This is a genomic window from Arthrobacter sp. LAR12-1-1.1 (assembly GCF_040676555.1).
Lineage (GTDB): Bacteria > Actinomycetota > Actinomycetes > Actinomycetales > Micrococcaceae > Arthrobacter.
Genome location: NZ_JBEGIG010000045.1, coordinates 167,687 through 188,207 on the forward strand (window position 1 = coordinate 167,687; position 20,521 = coordinate 188,207).

The window sequence follows — 20,521 nt, forward strand, 5'->3', positions numbered from 1 at the left end:
CATGAGCGAGCCGGAATCCGACCGGATGATTGAGGCGGAACCGGGCAGGACGCCGCGGGCCGGCAGGGGACGGGACGCGGACAACGCGCCGCCGGAGGCGATCGTGGCGATCCCGCTGCGGCACCCGTGGCGGATTCTGATTGCCGTGGTGCTGCTGCTTGGGCTGGCGGTCTTTGTGTTGGACGCCGCGCAACGTGCAGACTACGGCTGGCCCGACGTCGGCAAGTACATCTTCGACCGCCGGATCAGCCAGGCTGCGTGGGTGACGTTGTGGCTGACCATCTACTCGATGATCGGCGCTATCGTCATCGGCCTGCTGCTGGCCATCATGCGCCTCTCGCCGAACCCGGTGCTGAAGAGCATCGCCTGGCTGTACATCTGGATTTTCCGGGGAACTCCAGTTTATGTGCAGCTCGTGTTCTGGGGCATCGTGTCCCTGATCTATCCGGTGTTTACGCTGGGTATTCCATTCACGACGCCGTGGGTCACCGTCCCGAACGAGATCTTCACAAACCTGTTTATCACCGCCGTGATCGGGCTGGCCCTGAATGAAGCCGCCTACATGTCTGAAATCGTGCGTGCAGGCCTGCTGTCAGTGGACGAGGGCCAGGAGGAAGCGTCGACGGCGCTGGCCATGTCCTGGGGGCAGACCATGCGGTACGTCGTGGTGCCGCAGGCCATGAAGATCATCATTCCGCCTACCGGCAACGAAGTGATTTCGATGCTCAAGACCACCTCCCTGGTGGCCGCGATTCCGTTGAGCGTTGACCTTTACGGCGTGTCCCGCGGTATTTCCGCGGTGACGTTCACTCCTGTGCCGCTGCTGATTGTGGCTTCCCTTTGGTACCTGCTCTTCACCTCCGTCCTGATGGTGGGACAGCACTTCATTGAAAAGCGGTTCTCCCGGGGAACCGGGCGGGTCAAGACGGGCAAGGAACCGGCGGCACCGGAGGCACCACCCACTGCGGGGCCCGGCGCCCCGGGTGCACCGCTCGGCACAGACTTTGGAGGAAAAGGATGACGGACGTGCCAATGGTGCTTGCGGAGAAGGTTTCCAAGAATTTCGGCACCAACAGGGTCTTGCGCGGGATCAGCCTGGAGGTCGACCCCGGGGAGGTTCTTTGCATTGTGGGGCCCAGCGGTTCGGGTAAGTCGACGTTCCTGCGGTGTATCAACCACCTGGAACGCGTTGATGGCGGCCGGCTTTCGGTCGACGGACAGCTCGTCGGCTACCGTCAAAAAGGCGAAAAGCTCTACGAACTCAAGCTCAAGGAAGCGGCTTTCCAACGCCAGGAAATCGGGATGGTCTTCCAACGATTCAACCTGTTTCCGCACCTGACCGCGGTGGAGAACATCACCCTTGCTCCCATGCGGGTGAAAGGTCTTTCTAAGACCAAAGCCACTGCCCGGGCCAAGGAACTCCTAGAGCGTGTGGGGCTGGGAGATAAGGGTGATGCCTATCCGGCCCACCTTTCGGGCGGCCAGCAGCAGCGGGTGGCCATTGCCCGTGCCCTGGCAATGGATCCCAAGCTGATGCTCTTCGACGAGCCCACAAGCGCCCTGGACCCGGAGCTGGTGGGGGAAGTGCTGGACGTCATGAAGGAACTGGCCAAGAGCGGCATGACCATGATCGTGGTGACGCACGAGATGGGGTTCGCCCGCGAAGTGGCGGACACTTTGGTGTTCATGGATGAAGGAGTGGTGGTGGAGGCCGGAGCTCCCCGCCAGATCCTGAGCGATCCGCAGCACGACCGGACCAAGGCATTCCTGTCCAAGGTGCTCTGACGCCGGCGACCGCCGGCGAGTGACAGCGTGAACCCGGCGTGAGCCGAAAGCTATACTTCGAAGAATCCGAAGTTGGCGCTGCCGCGGCCGGTGCATTCCTGGGAAATGGGGCGATCATGACGTGGTACCGATCATCCAAGGGCCCTGTCCCATCCGCCCGGCAGGCTGCATGGTGACGCGACGGACGTTCTTTTCCGTAGCGGGTGGGGCCGTCGCGGCTTCCGTCGGAGGCATCGTGGTGAAGAACCAGTTGGATGGGCTGTCGCGGCAATCGCGTCTGGACTCGTTGGCCGGACGAGTCGGTGCCGCGCACGGACCTGGGATGGCCACGGCGGAGAAATTCCTCGAGCTCGTCCGCTGCGGCACCCGTACTCTCCATGTGTCGGGGCAGGGATCTGACGGCAACCCCGGAACGGATCGGGCCCCGTTCCGGGAGATCAACACCGCCGTGCACCATGCCAGCCCCGGTGACCTGATCCTGGTTGGCTCCGGCGTATATGGTTACACGGAAGTATCTGGGTTCCATGGCTCGCCAGACGCCTGGCTAGGCATCATGGCCCGCGATGATCAGGCGCACGCTGTCATCTCCGTCCCTCCGCCTACGGACAACTTCCTCAACATCACCGGCTCTTCCTATGTTGGGCTTTATGGCTTCGAGGTCGCTGGTGACCAAAACAATGCGAATACCAACTGCTCTGGGATCTCCGTTCACGGGGGAAGCCACCATGTTGTCCTGTGGAACAACCACGTTCACGACTTTCCCGGGGGCGGAATCAATTGCTTCGACGCCGGCGGCTCCCACGATCTGGTCGATATCAGCTACAACAAGATTCACGGAACGTCACGGCACAGTCCGGAGAACACGTCCGGGATCAGCATCTACGCCGCCCAGGACCTCACCCAAGGGGAGCTGCTGCCTGGCGGACACGGCTATCGCGTGGTCGGAAACTACATTTTTGACGTTGAATGCCTGGTCGAATTCCGGCGTGGTGGCTTTGACTATGTCACCGACGGCAACGGTATTTCCCTGGACCTGATCGAAAAAACGTATGGATACCGGAAACCGATCCTCGTCGAAAACAACATCATCAGTGGCTGCGGCGGGAGGGCTGTGCACGCGTTCGGAACCGTCAACACGGAGGTCGTGAGGAACACGGCCGTCGGAAACATGCGCACCAGGAGCCCTGCCATTTCAGGAGGTGCCGAGATGAATGGAACGGTGGACGGTTCCGTCCGGTTCGTGGGCAACGTTATCTGCCCGTTGAACACGCCCTCCAGCACTGACGCGGTGTCCACCTATGAGGACAATGTGGTCCTGGGCGGCACCCAATCGGTGCCGCCCGGGAATACCGACTTGCGGAGCTGGGGGCTGAGCTACTTCGCCGGCCCCCTCACCCCGGCGGAGCTCATCGACGGCACCGACCCGACAGCGTTCAGGGCCGCGGACTCCTGAGAGCTGCTGCCGCCACCTCGGAGTAGTCCGCGGTTGGCGTCAGTCTTCTCGGTGCGCTCCCAAACCAATCCGGTGTCGCGGAGGAACATGGAGAAGCCGATGGCGAGGGGAATGGACCACCACAGCCAGAACACCATCAGGAACAGGGGGTTCACCCGCAGCAGGTATCGCAGGCGGTCCCGCTTCTCCGGCAGGACGGGCCCGGTCATCTTCCAGGCCCGGAATTGTCCGTAGCTGATTACCAAGACCGCCAAAACAATGTTCGTCAGGGACAGAACCATCAATGGCCCGTCGATGAAGGGATTTGCCGACGTGAACGCGCCGACGATTGCCCAAACTCCGATCACCAAGCCAATGGGGTTCAGCGCCAGCGAAAGGCAGGGGACGAAGTTCAGCCGGGCCCGGATCCGCTTGCTGAGGGGCATGCCCATCTGGACCAGCGGTCCTCCGAGGGACTGGAAGAACCCGGCCATCCACCGTTTCCTCTGAGTGATGCCTTGCCGGAACGTGGCCGGGACTTCCTCGACCAGCGGGGATTCGACAACGCCCAGGCGGTAGCCGTTCGTCCACATCCGCATCCCAATCTCGGGGTCCTCGATGGTCAGCCACGGATGGAAGCCACCCACTTCCAGCAGATCTGCAACCCGGAAGAACAGCCCCTTGCCGAGCACGTAGTAGGGATGGTGTCCATCGGCCGTCATGTGCTTGTACAGCGTTGAATCCCAGGCGATGTGATCCATGGCGAAGAACGCTGAAGCCCAGGAACTCGTCAGGTTGCCGGTGATATTCGTGAACTGGATGACGTCGTAGTCTTTGATTCCTTGCGCCGCGGTCTCGAAGTAGTCAACGGGAACGATGCTGTCGGCGTCGATGTAGGACAGCAGTGCGTCCGGGTGGTTCCCGGCAACGTTGTACATGGCCCAAATCAGCTGCCTGGTTTTCTTGGGTGGTAGGGCGGTTTCCCCGGTCCGCTTGCCGGCATGCCACCAGTAGGCCTTGGGGTTGTTGTCCCAGGAGGAGAAGACCGCCCGCCAACTGTGGTCGCTGGTCGGCGGGACGGCCTGGATCTCCAGGAAAGGGAATTCCTTTTGAAGCCGCCGCAGCGACGCAACGGTGGCGACGTCGTCGTGATTGGGAATGGCAACCACTCTCAACAGATTCCGCGGATACGGCGCGCGGGACATCCCGGTGAAGGTGGTCCGCATCGTCTCTTCGAGCTCGTTCAGCACGGGGTAGAACATGATGATGGGCGGTTTTGACCCCGTGCCGCCGGCCTTGCGGCGCGGCGGAATCAGGTTGACCTTCTGGGCAAGGAACCAGAGCGTGACCAGCAGGCTGAACAGGAACAGAACCTGCACGACGGCGAAAATCGTGAGCATCACCCCGTGCATCAGACGCTCAATCCGCGACGTCGCAGTTCAGCGACTGCTTCATCCTGCTTGTCGACGGCCGTCTGGTCCCGCACCCAGTCGACGAGTTCCTTCACGCCCTGGGTGCGGAAACGGTACAGGGGCTCAAATTCCAGCAGTTCCCTGGCCGCCGACGGATCGGCCCAGCAGTGCCGGATGTCGCCGGAACGGAACTGTCCGGTCAGCTCGGGTTTTATGTCGACTCCCAGAGCCTCGGCCAGAAGCTCCGCCACTTCCAGGATGCTGATCGGATCACCGATACCGATATTGATGGCCTTGCCGCTGGCACGTGGGGCGGTCAACGCCGCGACGGTTGCCCGGGCGACGTCGGCCACATGGATGAAATCCCTCATCTGCAGGCCGTCTTCATTTACCAGCGGCCGTTGCCCGTTGAGGAGGCGGCCACTGAAGATGGCGGCTACGCCGGTGTAGGGGTTCGAGAGCGCCTGCCTGGGGCCGTAGGCGTTGAAATACCGTACGGCCGTGACATCGATGCCGTACGCCGGGCCGACCGCCAGGCACAGCAACTCCTGGTCCATCTTGGAAATTGCGTAGACCGACGTCGGAAACAGGGGCTTGGTTTCGGCGGTCGGGACGGGCGTCAGTTCACGGTTGCAGCCGGTGCACCTGAGCTCCCAGTCGTGGGCGCGCAACTGCTCTTCGGTCCGCAACCGCGGGGCCTGCAGACCATGTTCGCTGCACATGTACGATCCCTCGCCGTAGATAGACATCGAGGAAGCGACAACAATTTTCGAAACCTGATGGGGTTCGTTGGCCAGGACGTCCAGCAGGACAGCTGTACCGCCGGTATTTGCCTGCACATAGCGCGAAATTTCGTACATGGACTGCCCGACGCCGACTTCCGCCGCCAGATGCACGATCTGATCCACGCCTTGAAGTGCCTCGATGAGGCGCGGGCGGTCAAACATATCCGCCTGAATGAACCGGACGTTCGCCGGAACGAACTGCGGCCCCTTGTCTCCGTGCACTTGCTTGACGAGTTTGTCGAACACGACCACGTCGTGTCCCTGCGAGACGAGCAGTTCCACAACGTGCGAGCCGATGAAACCGGCTCCGCCTGTTACGAGTATTCGCATGATGATTCTCCTTGTTCGGTGAAGTGGGGATTGTCGTGGGGGCGTCCGGTGCGCGTCAGCGGGACGGCCGGCCCATGGCCCGGACTGTCCATCCGGCCGAACGCCAATGGTCGATGTCCAGGGTGTTTCTGGCGTCGAGGATGCGGGGTGAGGTGACCAGGCCCAAGAGGTGGGTTGGGTCCAGCTGCCGGTACTGGGACCACTCAGTGAGGTGGACCGTGAGTTCGGCTCCTTCGAAGGCTTTGTCAGCTTCGTGGGTGTAGTTCAGCGTCGGATAGACGGCACGGGCGTTGTCCACCGCTTCCGGGTCGTGAACGCGGACGTGGGCCCCTTGGGCTTGCAGGGCTTTGGCGACCTTCAGCGCCTGGGAATCACGGACGTCGTCGCTGTTGGGTTTGAAGGCGGCACCCAGTACCGCGACGCGCCTGTTCATGAGCGATCCGCCGAGCATGTCCCGGGCCAGATCGACGGCGCTCGCCGGACGGCTGACGTTGATCCGGTCTACGTTCTTGAGGAAATCGAGGCTCTCGCCCACGCCCAACTCCTCTGCGCGGGCCATGAAGGCACGGATGTCCTTGGGCAGGCAGCCGCCGCCGAAGCCGACTCCCGGGGCGAGGAACCGGCTGCCGATCCGGGAATCGTGACCCAAGGCCGCCGCCAGGGGCATGATGTCAGCGCCAGCGGCCTCACAGATGTCTGCAATGGCGTTGATGAAGGAGATCTTGGTTGCGAGGAAGGCGTTGGCCGAGACCTTGACCAGTTCAGCAGTGGCCAGATCCGTGCTGATGAAGGGCGTCCCCGCCGCCAGCACGGGTGCGTACACTTCGCGAAGGATTGATTCGTCGTCGGCGGAGGTCACGCCGATGACCAGCCGATCCGGGTGCAAGGTGTCTTCGACGGCGAACCCCTCCCGGAGGAACTCCGGGTTCCAGGCAACGTTTACCTGAGTCCCTGAGGGCGCCAACCGAGCGGCCATCTCGGACAATCTGGCTGCCGTTCCCACCGGCACCGTGGACTTTCCGACGAGCAGACACGGCTTTTTCAGATGGGGAGCAAGCCCTTGCACGACGGCGTCGACGAACCTCATGTCTGCGGCTGTGGAGTTGGGGGACTGCGGGGTTCCGACGCAGATGAAGTGAACGTCGCCAAAGCCGGCGGCCTCCTCCAGGGACGTCGAAAACTTCAGTCTTCCCGCGGCGATGTTCTCCCGCAGCAAGTCCTGCAGACCCGGTTCAAAGAAGGGCGTGAGGCCGCGGGAGAGTTGGTCGATCTTGGCGGCGTCAACGTCCACGCCCATCACATCGTGACCGAACGAAGCCATTCCGGCGGCGTGTACCGCACCCAGGTATCCCGTTCCAATGACGGTAATGCGCATAGTGAAGCTCCTTGTGGCAGGGGGTACTCAGCTTGTGAATAGAAAGGGGAGGCCCGCGAACGGCTAGCTCAGGCTGTTTTGGCCAGCGCCTCGGAATGGATGACGGATGTGGATCGGGCGCCTTCAAACTGGGCGCCGGCCACTGTCTCGGCGGCGGCACGCACCTCGAGCGGCTGCGATTGGAAGAAAGAGACCGTGCGGCGCAAGCCGACGCTGGTGGGCACCTGCGGCGTCCAGCCAAGCCGTGTTCCCGCGCGGCTGATGTCCGGCTGACGGCGGGTGGGATCGTCAACGGGCAGCCGGTGAAATTCGATGAAAGACTTGGATCCGGTAATCTCCAGGATCATTTCCGCCAGTTCCAGAACAGTATGTTCCGCGGGATTTCCAAGATTAATGGGGCCGGGTTCGTCGCTCTGGAGCATGGCCACGATTCCGCGGACCAGGTCATCCACGTAGCAGAAACTGCGCGTTTGGGTGCCGTCTCCGTAGATAGTCAACGGTGCACCGTTGAGCGCCTGTGTGATGAAGCTGGACACCACCCGGCCGTCGCCGGGGCGCATGCGCGGTCCGAAGGTGTTGAAGATCCGAACAATGCCAACGTTTACGCCGCAGCTGCGCGCATATGCCATGGAGATGGCCTCAGCGAAGCGTTTTGCTTCGTCGTATACGCTGCGCGGGCCGATGGAGTTGACGTTCCCCCAGTATTCTTCCGTTTGCGGGTGCACGGCCGGATCGCCGTACACTTCGGAAGTTGACGCCAGCACAAAGCGCGCGTCTTTTTTCAGGGCCAGCCGCAAGGCATGTTCCGTTCCACGGCTTCCCACTGCGAGTGTCTCCAGCGGTAGCCGGTGGTAATCGGGCGGTGAGGCCGGGCTGGCCAGGTGGGCGACGGCGTCCACGGGACCGTCAATGTCTATTCCCGTGCTGACGTCCGCATTGATAAAGGTGAACAGGGGATTGTCCTGGAACTGGTCGACGTTACTGAGTCTTCCGGTCGAAAGATCATCGACGCAAACAACCGTGGTTCCAGATTTCAGTAGCGCTTCACACAAATGGGACCCTAGGAAACCGGCACCCCCAGTGACGATAACTCGCATGTTAGTTCCTTACCGCAAACGGTTCGAATTGGTGAGCTTCATTTGATATCGGCAGGAGTTTCCCTGGACGCGGTTGAACTATTTCTTGTGCCGCGTGGAGTGAAACCCTTATGACAACGAAGCTGAACGTCATCGAGAAATGAGACCGATCATCCCCAATGCACCGCGGGGCCCGTTATTCCCCGCGATATTTTCCAATAACCTGACAACTGCGAGCCTATGAACGGGATCACTCCCCAACACGAGTAGGCAGTACCCAAATTCAGGTAAGGCAATACGAGGAACTACGTGGGCACACCTGCACCGAGTACTCACATGTCCGCGGAGGCAGTACTTGGAGCAGGTAACTAGGTTCTGTATTTCGCGTACTTTCGACGGCCCGCAACCGCCGGCCTGACGTCCTTGGAGGGACCTCACGGCGCCCATCGCCGTCCCGCCACCAGCGTCCTGCAGTTGGCGGCTATGGTCCGCCGTAGGACAGACTGTTGCCGTGAGCAACTCTCCCCGGGCGGGCCTCGCCGTCGCCGGACTCAGTCTCGGCACGTCGCTGAACCCGCTGAATTCCTCGATGATCGCCGTCGCCCTCGTGGTGCTGCGCGAGGACTTCGGGCTCGACGTCGCCACGGTCACCTGGGTGATCACCGCGTTCTACCTCACCTCCGCGGCTGGCCAGCCGCTCATGGGCCGGCTCGCGGACCGCTTCGGCCCGCGGCGGCTGTTCCTGCTGGGCATGGCCCTGGTGGCCGTGACCTGCGCGCTCGCTCCCTTTGCCCCGAACTTCGCGCTGCTGTGCGTGGCGCGGGCCTTCATGGCCCTCGGCACTGCGACCGCCTACCCGAGCGCCGTCGTCATGGTCGCGGCGCTGGCCCGGGAGGCGAACGTGAAGTCCACGCGGCCGCTGGGCCGGATCCAGATGGCGAATACCTCGGCGGCTGCCGTCGGGCCCGTGGTGGGCGGCCTGCTGGTGTCCCTGGTGGGGTGGCAGGCGCTGTTCCTGGTCAACGTTCCGCTCTCGCTGCTGGCAATCCTCGTGGTCCGGCGCTTTGCCCCGGCGGACGGTGCCCGGGAGCGCGGCCGGGTGTCGGAACTGGTGCGGGATTCGGACCTGCCCGGCATCGGGGCCTTCATCGGGGCCCTGGTGCTGGTGATGATGGCGCTGCTGAATGTCCTGCCCGCCTACCGGTGGTGGCTGCTTGGCGGAGGGCTTGTCCTCGCGGCGCTGTTCGCGTGGCGGGAGCTGCGGTTCAGCCCACCCTTCCTGGACCTGCGGCTGCTGGGCCGCAACCGGCCGCTGCTGCTGGTCTACCTGGGCTTCGCGCTGTTCAACGGCGTCTACTACTTCGCCTTCTTCGGCCTGCCCCAGCTGCTGCAGACCGCCGGCGGATACGATCCCGGCGTCGTGGGCATCCTCATGCTGCCGCTCGCCGCGATTTCCGTGGTCGGGACGCCGTTCGCGGTCCGCGCGATCGACAGGTTCGGCGTGCGGCGGGTGCTGATCGCCGGCGTCGTGCTTCTCCTCGTCGCGTCGGCGGCAATGTGGCTGCTGACGGTGTCCCTCGCCGTCCCGCTGGTGCTCGCGCTGACCGCATTGCTGGGTGTGCCGTATTGCGTGGTCGCCATTTCCTCAAGCCAGGGCATGTACGTGTCCACCCGACCGGAGGAGCGCGGGGTGGCCGCGGGGATCTTCCAGACCTGCCGCTACTTGGGCGCGATCACGGCGACCGTGCTGATCGGCATCTTCTACGGCAGCGGGGTGACCCAGGCGAACTGGGGGCTCATGGTGTTCGTGATGCTGGGGCTGGGTGCGGTGGTGTTCATGGTGTCGCTGGCGTGGCGGGAGCGGCGGGCCTAGGCGTCGGGCGGCAGCCGGCGGCGGAGCTGGCCGCGGATGCGCGAGCCGTTGATGTGCCATGGCCGGAGTGGGAAACTTGGGCTGCGTCTCATCCACTTTTAAGGAGTCGGAAATGGCTGACGGGACTGGATTGATCAAACGGTTTTACACAGAGGTGATTGGGGACGGAAACCTGTCCCTCATCGATGAACTGGTGAGTGATGACTTTGTCGATCACGATCCCATGCCAGGACAATCGCCCGCCAAGGACGGGGTCGCGTTCTTCGTCAATACGATGCGGGCGGCATTCCCTGATCTCAGGGCCAAGACCACCGAGCCCGTGCTGGTCGATGGCAATCTGGAGGCGCAATACGTGGTCCTGACCGGAACGCATCAGGGAGAACTGATGGGCGTCGCGGCCAGCGGTCGCAGCGTCGAATTCAGCGGCGTTGACATCATCCGCATTGAAGACGGCAAAGTCGTCGAGCACTGGGGAGCCACGGACACCATGACCCTCATGCAGCAGATCGGCGCCGTACCGGAGTAAGGCAGCACCTCATTAAGCGGCAGCTAGGGGCCTTTCCGCGCGGAAGGGCCCCTAGCCGTCATGGTGTTTGTCGTGTCGCTGCTGGGCCGGGACTGGCGGGACTCAGCGCATCTTGACACCCTCGAAACCCCGGAATATCTTCTGCCTTAACGAGGCGTTTCGCCCAATCTCCACTGGAATCTCCACAGCAACTCTCGGCGCTCCGCGCGGGCGGTTTCTGCCTGCCGAGGCGCCAGAAAAGGAGAGCCTCCTGGGGAATGGTCTGGGGGGATCTGGATTCGGTCTCTCGCCTACAAGGAGTCGGAAATGTCTGAAGGTGTTGGATTGATTGAGCGGTTTTACAAGGACGTCATTGAGAGCGGAAACCTCGCCCTCATTGATGAGCTGGCTGCGGACAGCTATGTGGATCACGAAGAGGGCCTCCCCGGGCAGCCGCCCGGCAAGGACGGCGTCAAGTACTTCGTGAACACAATGCGGACGGCTTTCCCGGACATCAAGGTTAAGGAGATCGAGCCCAAGGTGGCTGCCGGAAACCTGGAGGCGTGCCATGTGATTCTCACGGGAACGCATCGTGGCGAACTGGCCGGCATCCCGGCAACGGGCAAGAGCGTCGAATTCGATTGCACGGACATCATCCGTGTCGAGGAAGGCAAGGTTGCCGAGCACTGGGGCACCACGGACAACCTGAGCCTCATGCGGCAGATTGGCGCCGTGGCCGTTGCCTGAACAGGGCCTACGCACGCAGGGCCGACGCGCGCTCGCGGCCGGAAAGACCGCCGGCGGGCACAGAAAACAGGGCTGCCCACGTTTCATGGAAACGAGGACAGCCCTCCGTCCGCGGAGTTGGTCTGCGGAGAATTAATCGCGCAGCCCCCACGGCGTTGTTCGGCGGCAGCCAGCCGTCGTCGTTTAGCTCGCGGTCGAGTATGCCTTGGGGAGCTTCAGGCCGCGCTCTTCCATGACGGTGCGCAGGCGGGTGGGGTAGTCGGTGATGATGCCGTCCACGCCGAGGTCCATCAGCCGTGTCATGTCCGCCGTGGTGTTGACGGTCCAGGGGATGACGGGAAGGCCAAGCTCGTGGGCCTCGGCGATCATTCCGGGGGTGACGGAGCGGAAGGTGGGGGAGACGACGTCGTACCCCTGGGCTGCCGCTGCCTTGGCGAGCGAGCCGCCATAGGTGTCGATGTCGATGCCGCCGAGGTTGGGGCTGGCGCCGGGCTGGCCGACCTCGAGCCAGGCGTCGCCGCTGGACAAGGCGACGAGCGGCAACTGCGGGGCGATCTTCTTGGTCAGGTTCAGCGAGGACCAGTCGAACGACTGCACGGTGCTGCGCTCGGCCATGCCGGCGGTGTAGATCTCCGTGACCACGGCCTTGGTCAGGGCCACCATGCCCTCGCCGCCGGACCGGCCGTCCTCCACCTTGGTCTCGATGTTGAAGCGGACCTTCTCGGCGTCGGCGTCGTGGACCAGCTGGAAGACGTCTTTGAGCTCTGCGATCCGGTTGCCCTCGACCACGTCCTGCTCCGGGTACCCCTTTAGCTCGGTGAACCCGCAGTCCAGGGTCTTGATCTGCGCGAGCGACAGCTCTGCCACGCGGTCGCCGACATACGGGAAAGCCGCGTCGCCGGGAGCCGCCGGCGCGGTGTCGCGGCACTTGTCCGCCTGGATGGTGTCGTCATGCCAGACGATGACCCTGCCGTCGGAGGTCAGGTGGGTGTCCAGTTCCAGCGTGGTCACGCCGAGTTTCAGCGAGTTGGCGAATGCGGCCAGGGATTCCTCGGTCCACTCGCCGCGGCCCCCGCGGTGGGACTGCAGGTCAAAGGAGCCGTTGCTCTCGTTGGTCTTGATGCCGGCTGTTGCCTCTGCGGCAGCCGTTCCGGCAGAGTTCGACGACGGCGAGCCGGCTTCGGGGTTGGAAGCGGCGACGGCGGGGCCCGCTAGCGAGGCGATGAGCGCGGCGGTGGCCGCTGCAATCAGGGGTGTGCGCATGGTGATGGTTTCCTCCTGGGTGACGGTTACCGGCGTTGTGCCGGCGACCCGACCACCGTAGGGAGGCGAGATGGACTGGGGTGTGCGGGGAGCTGGACCGCGGGTGAACACACAATGATGCGGGAGATGCGTGGGTGGGGCCGCACCATGGTGTTGCCAAACAGACCCGAGAAGATCACAGTGAAGTACGTCACATCGAGGCCGGGAGGCCGGCCGCGGCTCTCAGGGCCGTGTATCCGCGGTGGAGGTCAACCATGAGCACCACGTCCGACAAAGTCTTCGATGCCACTCCCGAGGGTGACGAACCCACGCTCAAGCGGGTCCTTGGACCCAAGCTCCTGCTCCTGTTCATCGTCGGTGACATCCTCGGCGCCGGCGTCTACGCCGTCACCGGAACCATGGCCGGCACGGTGGGGGGCATCGTCTGGCTGCCGTTCCTGCTCGCTTTCGTCGTCGCGACCCTGACCGCATTCTCCTACCTGGAGCTGGTCACCCAATACCCCCAGGCAGCCGGCGCGGCGCTCTACACTCACAAGGCGTTCGGGATCCACTTCGTCACTTTCCTGGTCGCGTTCGCCGTCGTCTGCTCCGGCATCACCAGCGCCTCCACGTCTGCGAACGTCCTTGCCCAGAACTTCTTTGGAGGCCTGGCGATCAACGGCTGGATGGACATGCCCGGTCGGGAGGTGATCACCGCGGTTGCGTTGGGCTTTATGCTGCTGCTGGCGGCCATCAACCTGCGCGGCGTGGGGGAGAGCGTGAAGTTCAACGTTGTGCTCACCCTGGTCGAGGTGATCGCCCTGTGCATCGTGATCGGGGTCGGCTTCTATGTGATGGCCCAGGGAACAGGGAATCCCGCAGAGATCACCGTCTTCACCGACCACCAGGACAAGGGCCTGTTCCTGGCAGTCACGGCGGCCACGTCCATCGCGTTCTTTGCGATGGTCGGCTTTGAGGACTCCGTGAACATGGTCGAGGAAACTCAGAACCCCGAGCGGATCTTCCCGCGGACCATGCTGACCGGTCTCGGCATCGCCGTGATCCTCTACATGCTGGTGGCAGTGTCCGTGGTCAGCGTGCTCACGCCCACCGAACTCGAAGGGATCAGGGAGGCCGAAGGCGCCGCGCTCCTTGAGGTGGTGCACAAGGGGTCACCGGACTTCCCCATCGACAAGGTGTTCCCGTTCCTCGCGGTCTTCGCCGTGGCCAACACCGCCTTGATCAACATGCTGATGGCCAGCCGTCTGATCTACGGCATGGCCCGCCAGGACGTCCTGCCGCGGCCGCTGGGACGGGTGCTCCCCGGACGCCGCACGCCATGGGCCGGGATCCTGTTTTCCACCGTCCTTGCGCTAGGGCTGATCTGGTACGTCACCAGCGACCCGGAGAGCAACGTCGTGGCGAACCTCTCCGGCACTACCGCGTTCCTGCTGCTGTGCGTGTTCACCCTGGTGAACGTGGCCTGCGTTGTCCTCCGCGGCAAGAGGGACCCCAACCGCGAGGTCTTCTTCACCTCGCCGGGGCCGATGCCCATCGTCGCGGCCCTGCTGTGCGGCTTCCTCGCCGGACCATGGGTGGGTCGGCCCGTTATCCAGTACCAGATCGCCGGGGGACTGATGGCGATCGGCGTGGTGCTGTGGTTCATCACCTGGCTGATCAACAGGAGGACCAACACCAGGGCGGGCGAGCCGGTTGGCGTGCAGAACATCGGCAAGGACGGTCAGGTCCCGCCGCCGCCACCCGGCCACTGACCACGTGGCGGACTGCGTGGCGGCCTGCGTGCGAGCCAGGTGCGGCATCCATTTCTAGGCGAGGGCGTCCGTAACCAAGCGCAGCTTCTCAAACGACTCCGTCCAGCCGCCGCGGTGCAGTTCAAGGCGTTCGTCCGTCAGGAACGGTCCCTGCGAGAGCACCAGCCGCGTGCCTTTGCCAGTACTCCCGAGCGAGAGATCGACGACGGTTTCCCGGTCGTCTGGCGTCGGTTCCTCCCAGTGGAATGTGTACACCAGATGCCAAGGCGGGTCGATTTCCAGGAACTCGCCGGAGAGGTGGAAGGGTTCCCCGTCCGGTGGCGTCATGCGGAATCGGTAGCGGCCGCCTGGCGTGAGGTTCAGTTCGGCTGCAGGGATGGTGAATCCGTGCGGGCCCCACCACTTCACCAGTTCGGCCGATTCCGTCAGCATCCTGAAGACTTCCTCCGGGGGAGCAGCGAGCGTGCACTCCAGATTCAGGACCAGCGCGCCAGATTCCGCGTTCCCGGTTGCCTCATTCCCCGATGACTCGTTCATTGTTCAACTCTGGCATCCTGCGGACGGTGGCGGAAGCGGATTGGGCTGGCAGCGGGCTGTCACGTCGGGAGCGTACGCAGAACAAATGTTCATCGATTGACTTTCGATAGTTAATGACCGAAACTCGATGCATGCAATTTACTCGCTTGGCAGTCATCGCCCTTCGGATCGTCCTGGTTGTGGCGTTCCTCCTGTTGGTCCTGTTCCAAGTCATGTCCCTCCCCGGGCAGTTCGCCCACATGGCGCAGGAGAATCCAGAGCGCGCCTCCCTGCAATGGCCGCTCACCATCTTCTCGATCCTGGAAGTTGCTTGCGTCCAGGTGATGATCGTGAGCACCTGGAAGTTGCTGACCATGGTCAAGCTCGGCAGCATCTTCAGTAACGAGGCACTGCGGCGGGTGGACGCGATCGTCTGGGCCATCGCCGCCGGATGGACCATGCTGGCGGCACTGTCCGCCTCCGTGGTCCTTAACGCGGATGATCCGGGCCTGCCGCTCCTGCTGTTCCTGCTGCTGGTGGCCGGCGCCGCCCTGGGCCTTGTGGTGGTGGTGCTGCGCGCGCTGCTCCGGCAGGCCACGGACCTGCGCAGCGACATGGAAGCGGTGATCTGATGCCCATCGTGGTGCGCATCGACGTCGAACTGGCCAAACAAAAGATGAGCGTGGGGGAGTTCGCCGAGCGCGTGGGACTCACCCCGGCGAACGTGGCGGTGCTGAAAAACGGCCGGGCAAAGGCTGTCCGCTTCAGCACCCTGGAAGCAATGTGCCGGGTTCTCAAGTGCCAGCCGGGTGACCTGCTGGAGTTCGTCGAGGAATGATCGGGTGACCTGTGACGGCGGACGTCCTTACAGGGGGCCAGTGAAACCGACCTCTGCCCGGCAGGCTCGTGGAACTGCGTCGCTTCCGGGTAGTCAAAGGCACTGGGAAGGTCTTGTGCGCCAGGAAAACCATGGTCCTAAATGCTCCTAGTCGTCACCCTCACACATGCGTAGAATCCACAATGTCCCTACTCGGATTCACCCGCGCTGGGCGTTGCGGGGACACGATGCCCAGGACGAGAAAGCGGTCAGTCAAACACCGATGGGCCTGATCGCAGAAATCAGGAGCACGTGATGAAAACACTTCGAAACGTCGCAGCGGGCGCAGCATTAACGGCCGCTCTCGCCGGCGGCGGCATGTATCTCGCAATGGCCGCTCCGGACGGCGCGGCGACCTCCACCACGCCGTCCGCTTCCCAGCACAAGGGCAGCCATCAAGCCAACGGCATCACCGAGCAGCTGCTAACAGGTGACACTGCCGCACGTGTGGAAGCGGCAGTGACGGACGCCAACCCCGGGGCGACCGTGGTCCGCGTCGAAACCGATGCGGAGGGGGCTGCCTACGAGGCCCATATCCGGAAGGCCGACGGGACATCAGCGACAGTGAAATTGGACGCCTCGTTCAACGTCACGGGCACCGAAACGGGCAAGCAACGCTAAGAACAGCGTGAACGCCCCGCTGACCGCGGAAGGGCGGGGCTGGCAGCCCAGTTGAGAGATCGGGACCCATCGTAAAGATGGGTCCCGGCGGTGTTATGTCGTTCCGTGCTGGGGTGGGTGCGGACGCCAGTAAGCTGCACGGCATTGATCGGATCGGGATCCTGAGTAGCATTGCAGGCACTTTCAAGCTGAGGAGCGTCATGGACAGGTCCGATGATACGAACGCGCCGGCCACCGGCGTACGGGGCAGGGCGTACAAACTTGCAGCCGACGAGGGGACCGCCCTGTGGTTCACGAATGCATTGGTCTTGGTCAAGGCAGGCGGCCCGGAGACGAAGCAGCGGCTGACCATTACGGAGATTCTGCATCCGGCTGGCTACGCGCCACCGATGCACCGGCATCTGGTTGAGGATGAATCCTTCTACGTTATTTCGGGCACGGCTCTGTTTGAGAGCGACGGGCAGCGCTTCACCGTGCAAAAGGGCGATTTCGTCTTTCTTCCCCAAGGCTCCACCCACACATTTCTTGCCGGACCGGAAGAGGCCTTCCGCAGCCTCGTGATCACCGTGCCGGCCGGCTTTGAAACCTTCGCCGCCGAGGCAGGAGCGCCGGCAGCGCGCAGGGGACTGCCGGAACCTGAACCCGTCGACGGCCAGGCACTAACCGCGATCGCTGCACGCCACAACATCGAGATCATCGGGCCTCCGCTCACTACCTGACAATGGCGAGATTGTCCCCGACCTTGAATTCGACAGCGACTTGCTGACAACTGCGTTATGCCGCCAGCCGGCTCGGGACCTCCGCTGCGTGCTGCGGAGCCCGGGTGGCGGCCAGCCGCTTCGCGAGGTACTTGGCGTCCAGGCACACGCCGGGGAGGGTTTCCGATGCTGCCGCGAAGATGAGATCTTTCCCCAGCAGGTACAGGCCCGGCAGGGCATCTACGATCCCGCGGTGCTGCTGCTCCCGCCAGTTCGCGGGCAGCGCCGGGATGTCCAGCCACGGGTAGGCCTCAACGAAGCCGGTGCACCAGATGACGTTTGCCACCGGAAGGCGCTGACCGTCGTCGAGCATTACTGCGCCGTCCTGGACTCCGGTGACCCGCGGCACCAGGTGGACGCCGGCGGCGCCGAGGTCCGCGAGCTTGGTGCGGATCAGCGGCGAAGCCATGCCAGCAATCTTAGGCAGCACCTTGCGCCCGACCGGCGTGTTGGTGTTCAGCACGTGCATCCCGGCGAAGCGGACCACAGGGATGAAGAAGCGGGCCGCGGTCCGGCCGTGCCGGAACGGGATCTCGGCACTCGGCTTGCCGGCCAGCCAGGTTTCATGCGTGCGGCTGGTCTCCAGGGCGATCTCCGCTCCGGAGTTGCCCACCCCCACCACCAGGACGGGTCCGGGCTTGAGCTGGGCCGGGTTCTTGTAGCTGCGGGAGTGGAGCTGCACGACGCCGGACGGCAGGTCCGCCGCAAAGCCCGGCGTCTTGGGCAGCTGGCAGGCGCCGGTGGCGAGGACGACGTTCGCCGCCGTCCAGCGCTGCGCGCCGGCCATGACGTGGAACCGCTGCCCGTCGTGGCTCAGCCGGGTGACGGCCGTGTTGGGCCGGACCGGCAGGTGGAACCGGGCGGCGTAGTCCTCCAGATAGTCCGCCTGCTCGTCCTTGGTGGGGAAGGCGAGGCGGTCGCCGGGGAAGGGCCGGCCGGGCAGACCGTTGTACTTGGCGGGGGTGAACAGGCGCAGCGAGTCCCAGCGGCTCCGCCACGCGTCGCCAACCCGTGTGCCGGCGTCGAGAATGACAAAGTTCCGGTGCTGCTGCGCCAGGTAATAGCCCAGCGCCAGGCCGGACTGTCCGGCACCGATGATGACGGTGTCGACGGCGGGAGTGCCGACTATGCCAGTGCCGACGGCGCCGCGGGTGTCAGTTGCTGGGGTGGTGTTCATGGTGGTGCCTCCTTGGTGCTGCATGTGCAGTGGGGTGGTTATGAACGTTGTGACTGCTGTGGCGCCGGGTGGCCGGCGGGTCCGGACCGGAAGCTCAGGTACCAGATGAGCAGCAGCGCGGAGGCGACGACGTAGAAGGAGTGCAATAGCCAGATCGGCCCCGGAGGGAGGCTGAAGACGTACACGGAGTGCACTGCGTTGGCGACGTTGCTCAGCGCGAGGTAGCCGAGGCTGTAGGAGTCAAGATCCCTCGTGCGTAGTGCCTTGAGCAGCATGGGCAAGTAGCTCACCGCGAAGAGGCCGGTGGAAACCATTCCTGCGAGCACTGAAACGTTCATGCCATTAACGCTATTTTTCGCCGCATCGCGGCGAATCGGGCGAATCACCCATTTCCCGGGGAGAAATCCGGCGGGCGGGGAATGGGTAGTTTTATGCAGGGCGGGAGGTCAGGGCGAGTCCGTGCTGGTAGGCGTAGGCCGTGACCGCGGCTCGGGAGGTCAGGCCCAACTTGGTGAAGATATTGCTCAGGTGCCGGGCCACCGTTTTTTCGCTGATGAACAGCTCGGAAGCAATGTTTCGGTTGCTCAGACCGGTGGAGACGAGCTGGACCACCTCGGTTTCGCGTGCGGTGAGCGGCCCGGCGGCGGCGGCGTGATGAACGTCGTTCCCGGTGGTTGGCGCCGGGGCTGTCCGGGCGTCCGGCGCGACGGGCACCGATTGCTCAAGCTCCGAGAGCGCCGGCGCGGCGCGCAGCTCGGAAAATACTGCCCGGGCCGCCTCAAGTTCCAGCCGGGCGGATTCCTCATCGCCGAGCGCGGCGCACAGCCTGGCCAGGAGGGCGCGGCAGCGGGCCGCTTCGAACGGTGCGTCGAGGCTGAGCCAGCGGGACCACGCGCGGCGAAGCGGGACCAGGGCAGCCTGAAGGTCGCCTTCGTGGAACAGGACAGAGGCCTCGGACTGCTCGGCGAGGGCGTGCAGCAGGGGCATGTCGATCGAGGCGCAGAGCGAAGCCAGTTCCTCCGCGGCAGCCCGTGCTGCCCGTGCGTCGCGTGCTGCCAGTTCGATTTCCACCCGGGCGGCGAGCATCTGGCGCCGGTACGTGGGGTCGGCGCCGTCCATAGCCTGCCGGAGCAGGGACTGGGCCTGGTCCGGCTTGCCCTGGGCCAGACGCAGGAGCGCCAGCCCGGGCTGCGGGGGGAAACCGGTCTCCTGAGCGTGCAGGTAGGAGGCCTCGGCGGCGTCGAAGTCGCCCCGGAGCCGTTGGATTTCGCCCTGTTCGTAGAAGCCGCCGTAGGTGGCCAGCAGGTCGCCGCGGAAGGCGAGGTCCTGCGCCATCTGGGCCGCGTCGATCGCCTCGGTCCAGGCGCCGTGCAGCCGGTACAGCTCGGCCCGGTGCATCTGGCATTGGCCGCTGAAGGCCACCAGGTTCTGCTGCGCGTCGCACCACCGGTCCAGCGCCCGTGTCCACTCGTGGGCACGGCGCAGGTCGAAGGCCAGAAGGCAGGTTCCGATCACTGCGCAGTAGATGATCCCGGCCGGGACCGGCGAGATCTCCCCCACGGTGACGGCGACCATGGCTTCGTCGAGCAGGGCCAGGCCGTCCTCGAGCCGGCCCAGCATGATCCTTGCCTGCCCGAGACCCAGCAAACCGAGGGCCGCCGCGTCAGCGTCGCCACGTTCCCGTCCGAGGTCAGCGGCCCGGGTGAAGGCCTCCGCGGCGGCGGCGCCGTCGCCTCGGTAGAGGGCGCCCAGCCCGGCAGGGACGAACAGCATGCCCTCGAAGGGGCAGGGCTCGGGCAGGTCCTCGACGATCCGGTGGGCACGGGCGAGCCAGCCGGCGCTGCGGGCCGCCTCGCCCAGCAGCATGAGGTTCAACCCGGACCAGGCGGCGCAGCGGGCGGCGGCGTCGTAGTCGCCTTCGGCGAGGTACTTCAGGTGCGCCCGGGCCAGGATGTCCACTCCCTCGGAGCCCCGGCCGGTGAGGATGACGGAGGTGGCCAGCTGTTCCAGATCGCTGGGCGGCAGTTCGGCGTCGTGGTCGGCAGCGGTGTACTGCCCTACGGCGTCCGGCCAGCGCCGTTCGGCATAGGCCTCCCGGCCGTGTGCGAGTGTAGACATCGCGCCTCCACGTTCCCGGTGGCGGGTCTGAGCCGGTGGGCGCTGCCCGGCCCGGCACTCGCGGAACCGGTGGTGGGCGGCGCGGCCCGTCATCTGCTTTTCAGGCTACCGCCGGGGTTA

At 64.4% G+C, this 20,521-nt stretch carries 20 protein-coding genes; 11 read left to right on the plus strand and 9 right to left on the minus strand.

Features of this window, described 5'->3' with window-relative positions:
• Position 1: 1 nt before the first annotated feature.
• The 3 genes from MRBLAR12_RS19370 (at position 2) to MRBLAR12_RS19380 (ending at position 3,238) form a co-directional block, all read left to right on the plus strand.
• Complete coding sequence (locus MRBLAR12_RS19370) at positions 2 to 1,021, plus strand: amino acid ABC transporter permease (protein ID WP_364747719.1); 1,020 nt, start codon at positions 2 to 4, stop codon at positions 1,019 to 1,021.
• A complete protein-coding gene (locus tag MRBLAR12_RS19375; RefSeq protein WP_364747721.1) occupies positions 1,018 to 1,785 on the plus strand; it encodes an amino acid ABC transporter ATP-binding protein in 768 nt (255 codons plus the stop codon). The genes MRBLAR12_RS19370 and MRBLAR12_RS19375 overlap by 4 nt, the downstream gene beginning before the upstream one ends.
• 322 nt (positions 1,786 to 2,107) lie before the next feature.
• Entirely contained in the window at positions 2,108 to 3,238 is a 1,131-nt protein-coding gene (locus MRBLAR12_RS19380) for a hypothetical protein (RefSeq protein WP_364747723.1), read from the plus strand.
• On the opposite strand, the gene MRBLAR12_RS19385 is transcribed toward MRBLAR12_RS19380, so the two are convergent.
• The 4 genes from MRBLAR12_RS19385 to MRBLAR12_RS19400 form a co-directional block, all read right to left on the minus strand.
• Positions 3,160 to 4,617, minus strand: coding sequence for a glycosyltransferase family 2 protein (locus MRBLAR12_RS19385; protein ID WP_364747921.1), 1,458 nt, complete (start codon positions 4,615 to 4,617; stop codon positions 3,160 to 3,162). The genes MRBLAR12_RS19380 and MRBLAR12_RS19385 overlap by 79 nt on opposite strands.
• Before the next feature lie 11 nt (positions 4,618 to 4,628).
• Positions 4,629 to 5,744, minus strand: coding sequence for an NAD-dependent epimerase/dehydratase family protein (locus MRBLAR12_RS19390; RefSeq protein WP_364747725.1), 1,116 nt, complete (start codon positions 5,742 to 5,744; stop codon positions 4,629 to 4,631).
• A 55-nt stretch (positions 5,745 to 5,799) separates the two neighbouring features.
• Positions 5,800 to 7,119 (minus strand): UDP-glucose dehydrogenase family protein, encoded by a 1,320-nt coding sequence (locus tag MRBLAR12_RS19395; RefSeq protein WP_364747726.1) that lies wholly within the window; start codon positions 7,117 to 7,119, stop codon positions 5,800 to 5,802.
• Positions 7,120 to 7,187: 68 nt separating this feature from the next.
• The gene (locus MRBLAR12_RS19400) at positions 7,188 to 8,216 is read right to left on the minus strand and encodes a UDP-glucuronic acid decarboxylase family protein (RefSeq protein WP_229993891.1); all 1,029 of its coding nucleotides are present in this window, start codon (positions 8,214 to 8,216) and stop codon (positions 7,188 to 7,190) included.
• 490 nt (positions 8,217 to 8,706) lie between these two features.
• Between MRBLAR12_RS19400 and MRBLAR12_RS19405 the strand changes: the two genes are divergently transcribed.
• The 3 genes from MRBLAR12_RS19405 (at position 8,707) to MRBLAR12_RS19415 (ending at position 11,320) form a co-directional block, all read left to right on the plus strand.
• Positions 8,707 to 10,068, plus strand: coding sequence for an MFS transporter (locus MRBLAR12_RS19405; RefSeq protein ID WP_364747728.1), 1,362 nt, complete (start codon positions 8,707 to 8,709; stop codon positions 10,066 to 10,068).
• 112 nt (positions 10,069 to 10,180) lie between these two features.
• Entirely contained in the window at positions 10,181 to 10,594 is a 414-nt protein-coding gene (locus MRBLAR12_RS19410; protein WP_364747730.1) for an ester cyclase, read from the plus strand.
• A 306-nt stretch (positions 10,595 to 10,900) separates the two neighbouring features.
• The gene (locus MRBLAR12_RS19415) at positions 10,901 to 11,320 is read left to right on the plus strand and encodes an ester cyclase (RefSeq protein WP_364747732.1); all 420 of its coding nucleotides are present in this window, start codon (positions 10,901 to 10,903) and stop codon (positions 11,318 to 11,320) included.
• A 183-nt stretch (positions 11,321 to 11,503) separates the two neighbouring features.
• On the opposite strand, the gene MRBLAR12_RS19420 is transcribed toward MRBLAR12_RS19415, so the two are convergent.
• A complete protein-coding gene (locus MRBLAR12_RS19420) occupies positions 11,504 to 12,583 on the minus strand; it encodes a glycerophosphodiester phosphodiesterase family protein (protein WP_364747734.1) in 1,080 nt (359 codons plus the stop codon).
• 254 nt (positions 12,584 to 12,837) lie between these two features.
• Here MRBLAR12_RS19420 and MRBLAR12_RS19425 point away from each other — a divergent pair, with 254 nt between their 5' ends.
• Positions 12,838 to 14,334 (plus strand): APC family permease, encoded by a 1,497-nt coding sequence (locus tag MRBLAR12_RS19425; protein WP_364747736.1) that lies wholly within the window; start codon positions 12,838 to 12,840, stop codon positions 14,332 to 14,334.
• 54 nt (positions 14,335 to 14,388) lie between these two features.
• Here MRBLAR12_RS19425 and MRBLAR12_RS19430 read toward each other — a convergent pair whose 3' ends face one another.
• Positions 14,389 to 14,871 carry an SRPBCC family protein gene (locus MRBLAR12_RS19430; protein WP_364747738.1) on the minus strand — a complete coding sequence of 161 codons (483 nt, stop codon included), beginning with the start codon at positions 14,869 to 14,871 and terminating at the stop codon, positions 14,389 to 14,391.
• 131 nt (positions 14,872 to 15,002) lie between these two features.
• Between MRBLAR12_RS19430 and MRBLAR12_RS19435 the strand changes: the two genes are divergently transcribed.
• From MRBLAR12_RS19435 to MRBLAR12_RS19450, 4 genes are all read left to right on the plus strand, one after another.
• The gene (locus MRBLAR12_RS19435) at positions 15,003 to 15,482 is read left to right on the plus strand and encodes a DUF2975 domain-containing protein (RefSeq protein ID WP_364747740.1); all 480 of its coding nucleotides are present in this window, start codon (positions 15,003 to 15,005) and stop codon (positions 15,480 to 15,482) included.
• The gene (locus MRBLAR12_RS19440) at positions 15,482 to 15,688 is read left to right on the plus strand and encodes a helix-turn-helix domain-containing protein (protein ID WP_090955828.1); all 207 of its coding nucleotides are present in this window, start codon (positions 15,482 to 15,484) and stop codon (positions 15,686 to 15,688) included. The genes MRBLAR12_RS19435 and MRBLAR12_RS19440 overlap by 1 nt, the downstream gene beginning before the upstream one ends.
• A gap of 294 nt (positions 15,689 to 15,982) precedes the next feature.
• A complete protein-coding gene (locus MRBLAR12_RS19445) occupies positions 15,983 to 16,348 on the plus strand; it encodes a hypothetical protein (RefSeq protein ID WP_364747742.1) in 366 nt (121 codons plus the stop codon).
• Between the two features lie 95 nt (positions 16,349 to 16,443).
• A complete protein-coding gene (locus MRBLAR12_RS19450) occupies positions 16,444 to 17,067 on the plus strand; it encodes a cupin domain-containing protein (protein ID WP_364747743.1) in 624 nt (207 codons plus the stop codon).
• A gap of 55 nt (positions 17,068 to 17,122) precedes the next feature.
• Here MRBLAR12_RS19450 and MRBLAR12_RS19455 read toward each other — a convergent pair whose 3' ends face one another.
• The 3 genes from MRBLAR12_RS19455 to MRBLAR12_RS19465 all read right to left on the minus strand — a co-directional run bounded on the left by MRBLAR12_RS19455 (position 17,123) and on the right by MRBLAR12_RS19465 (position 20,401).
• Positions 17,123 to 18,283 carry a flavin-containing monooxygenase gene (locus tag MRBLAR12_RS19455; RefSeq protein ID WP_364747745.1) on the minus strand — a complete coding sequence of 387 codons (1,161 nt, stop codon included), beginning with the start codon at positions 18,281 to 18,283 and terminating at the stop codon, positions 17,123 to 17,125.
• Positions 18,284 to 18,321: 38 nt separating this feature from the next.
• The gene (locus MRBLAR12_RS19460; protein ID WP_229993902.1) at positions 18,322 to 18,621 is read right to left on the minus strand and encodes a hypothetical protein; all 300 of its coding nucleotides are present in this window, start codon (positions 18,619 to 18,621) and stop codon (positions 18,322 to 18,324) included.
• A 91-nt stretch (positions 18,622 to 18,712) separates the two neighbouring features.
• Positions 18,713 to 20,401, minus strand: coding sequence for a helix-turn-helix transcriptional regulator (locus tag MRBLAR12_RS19465; protein ID WP_364747746.1), 1,689 nt, complete (start codon positions 20,399 to 20,401; stop codon positions 18,713 to 18,715).
• Positions 20,402 to 20,521 lie beyond the last annotated feature (120 nt).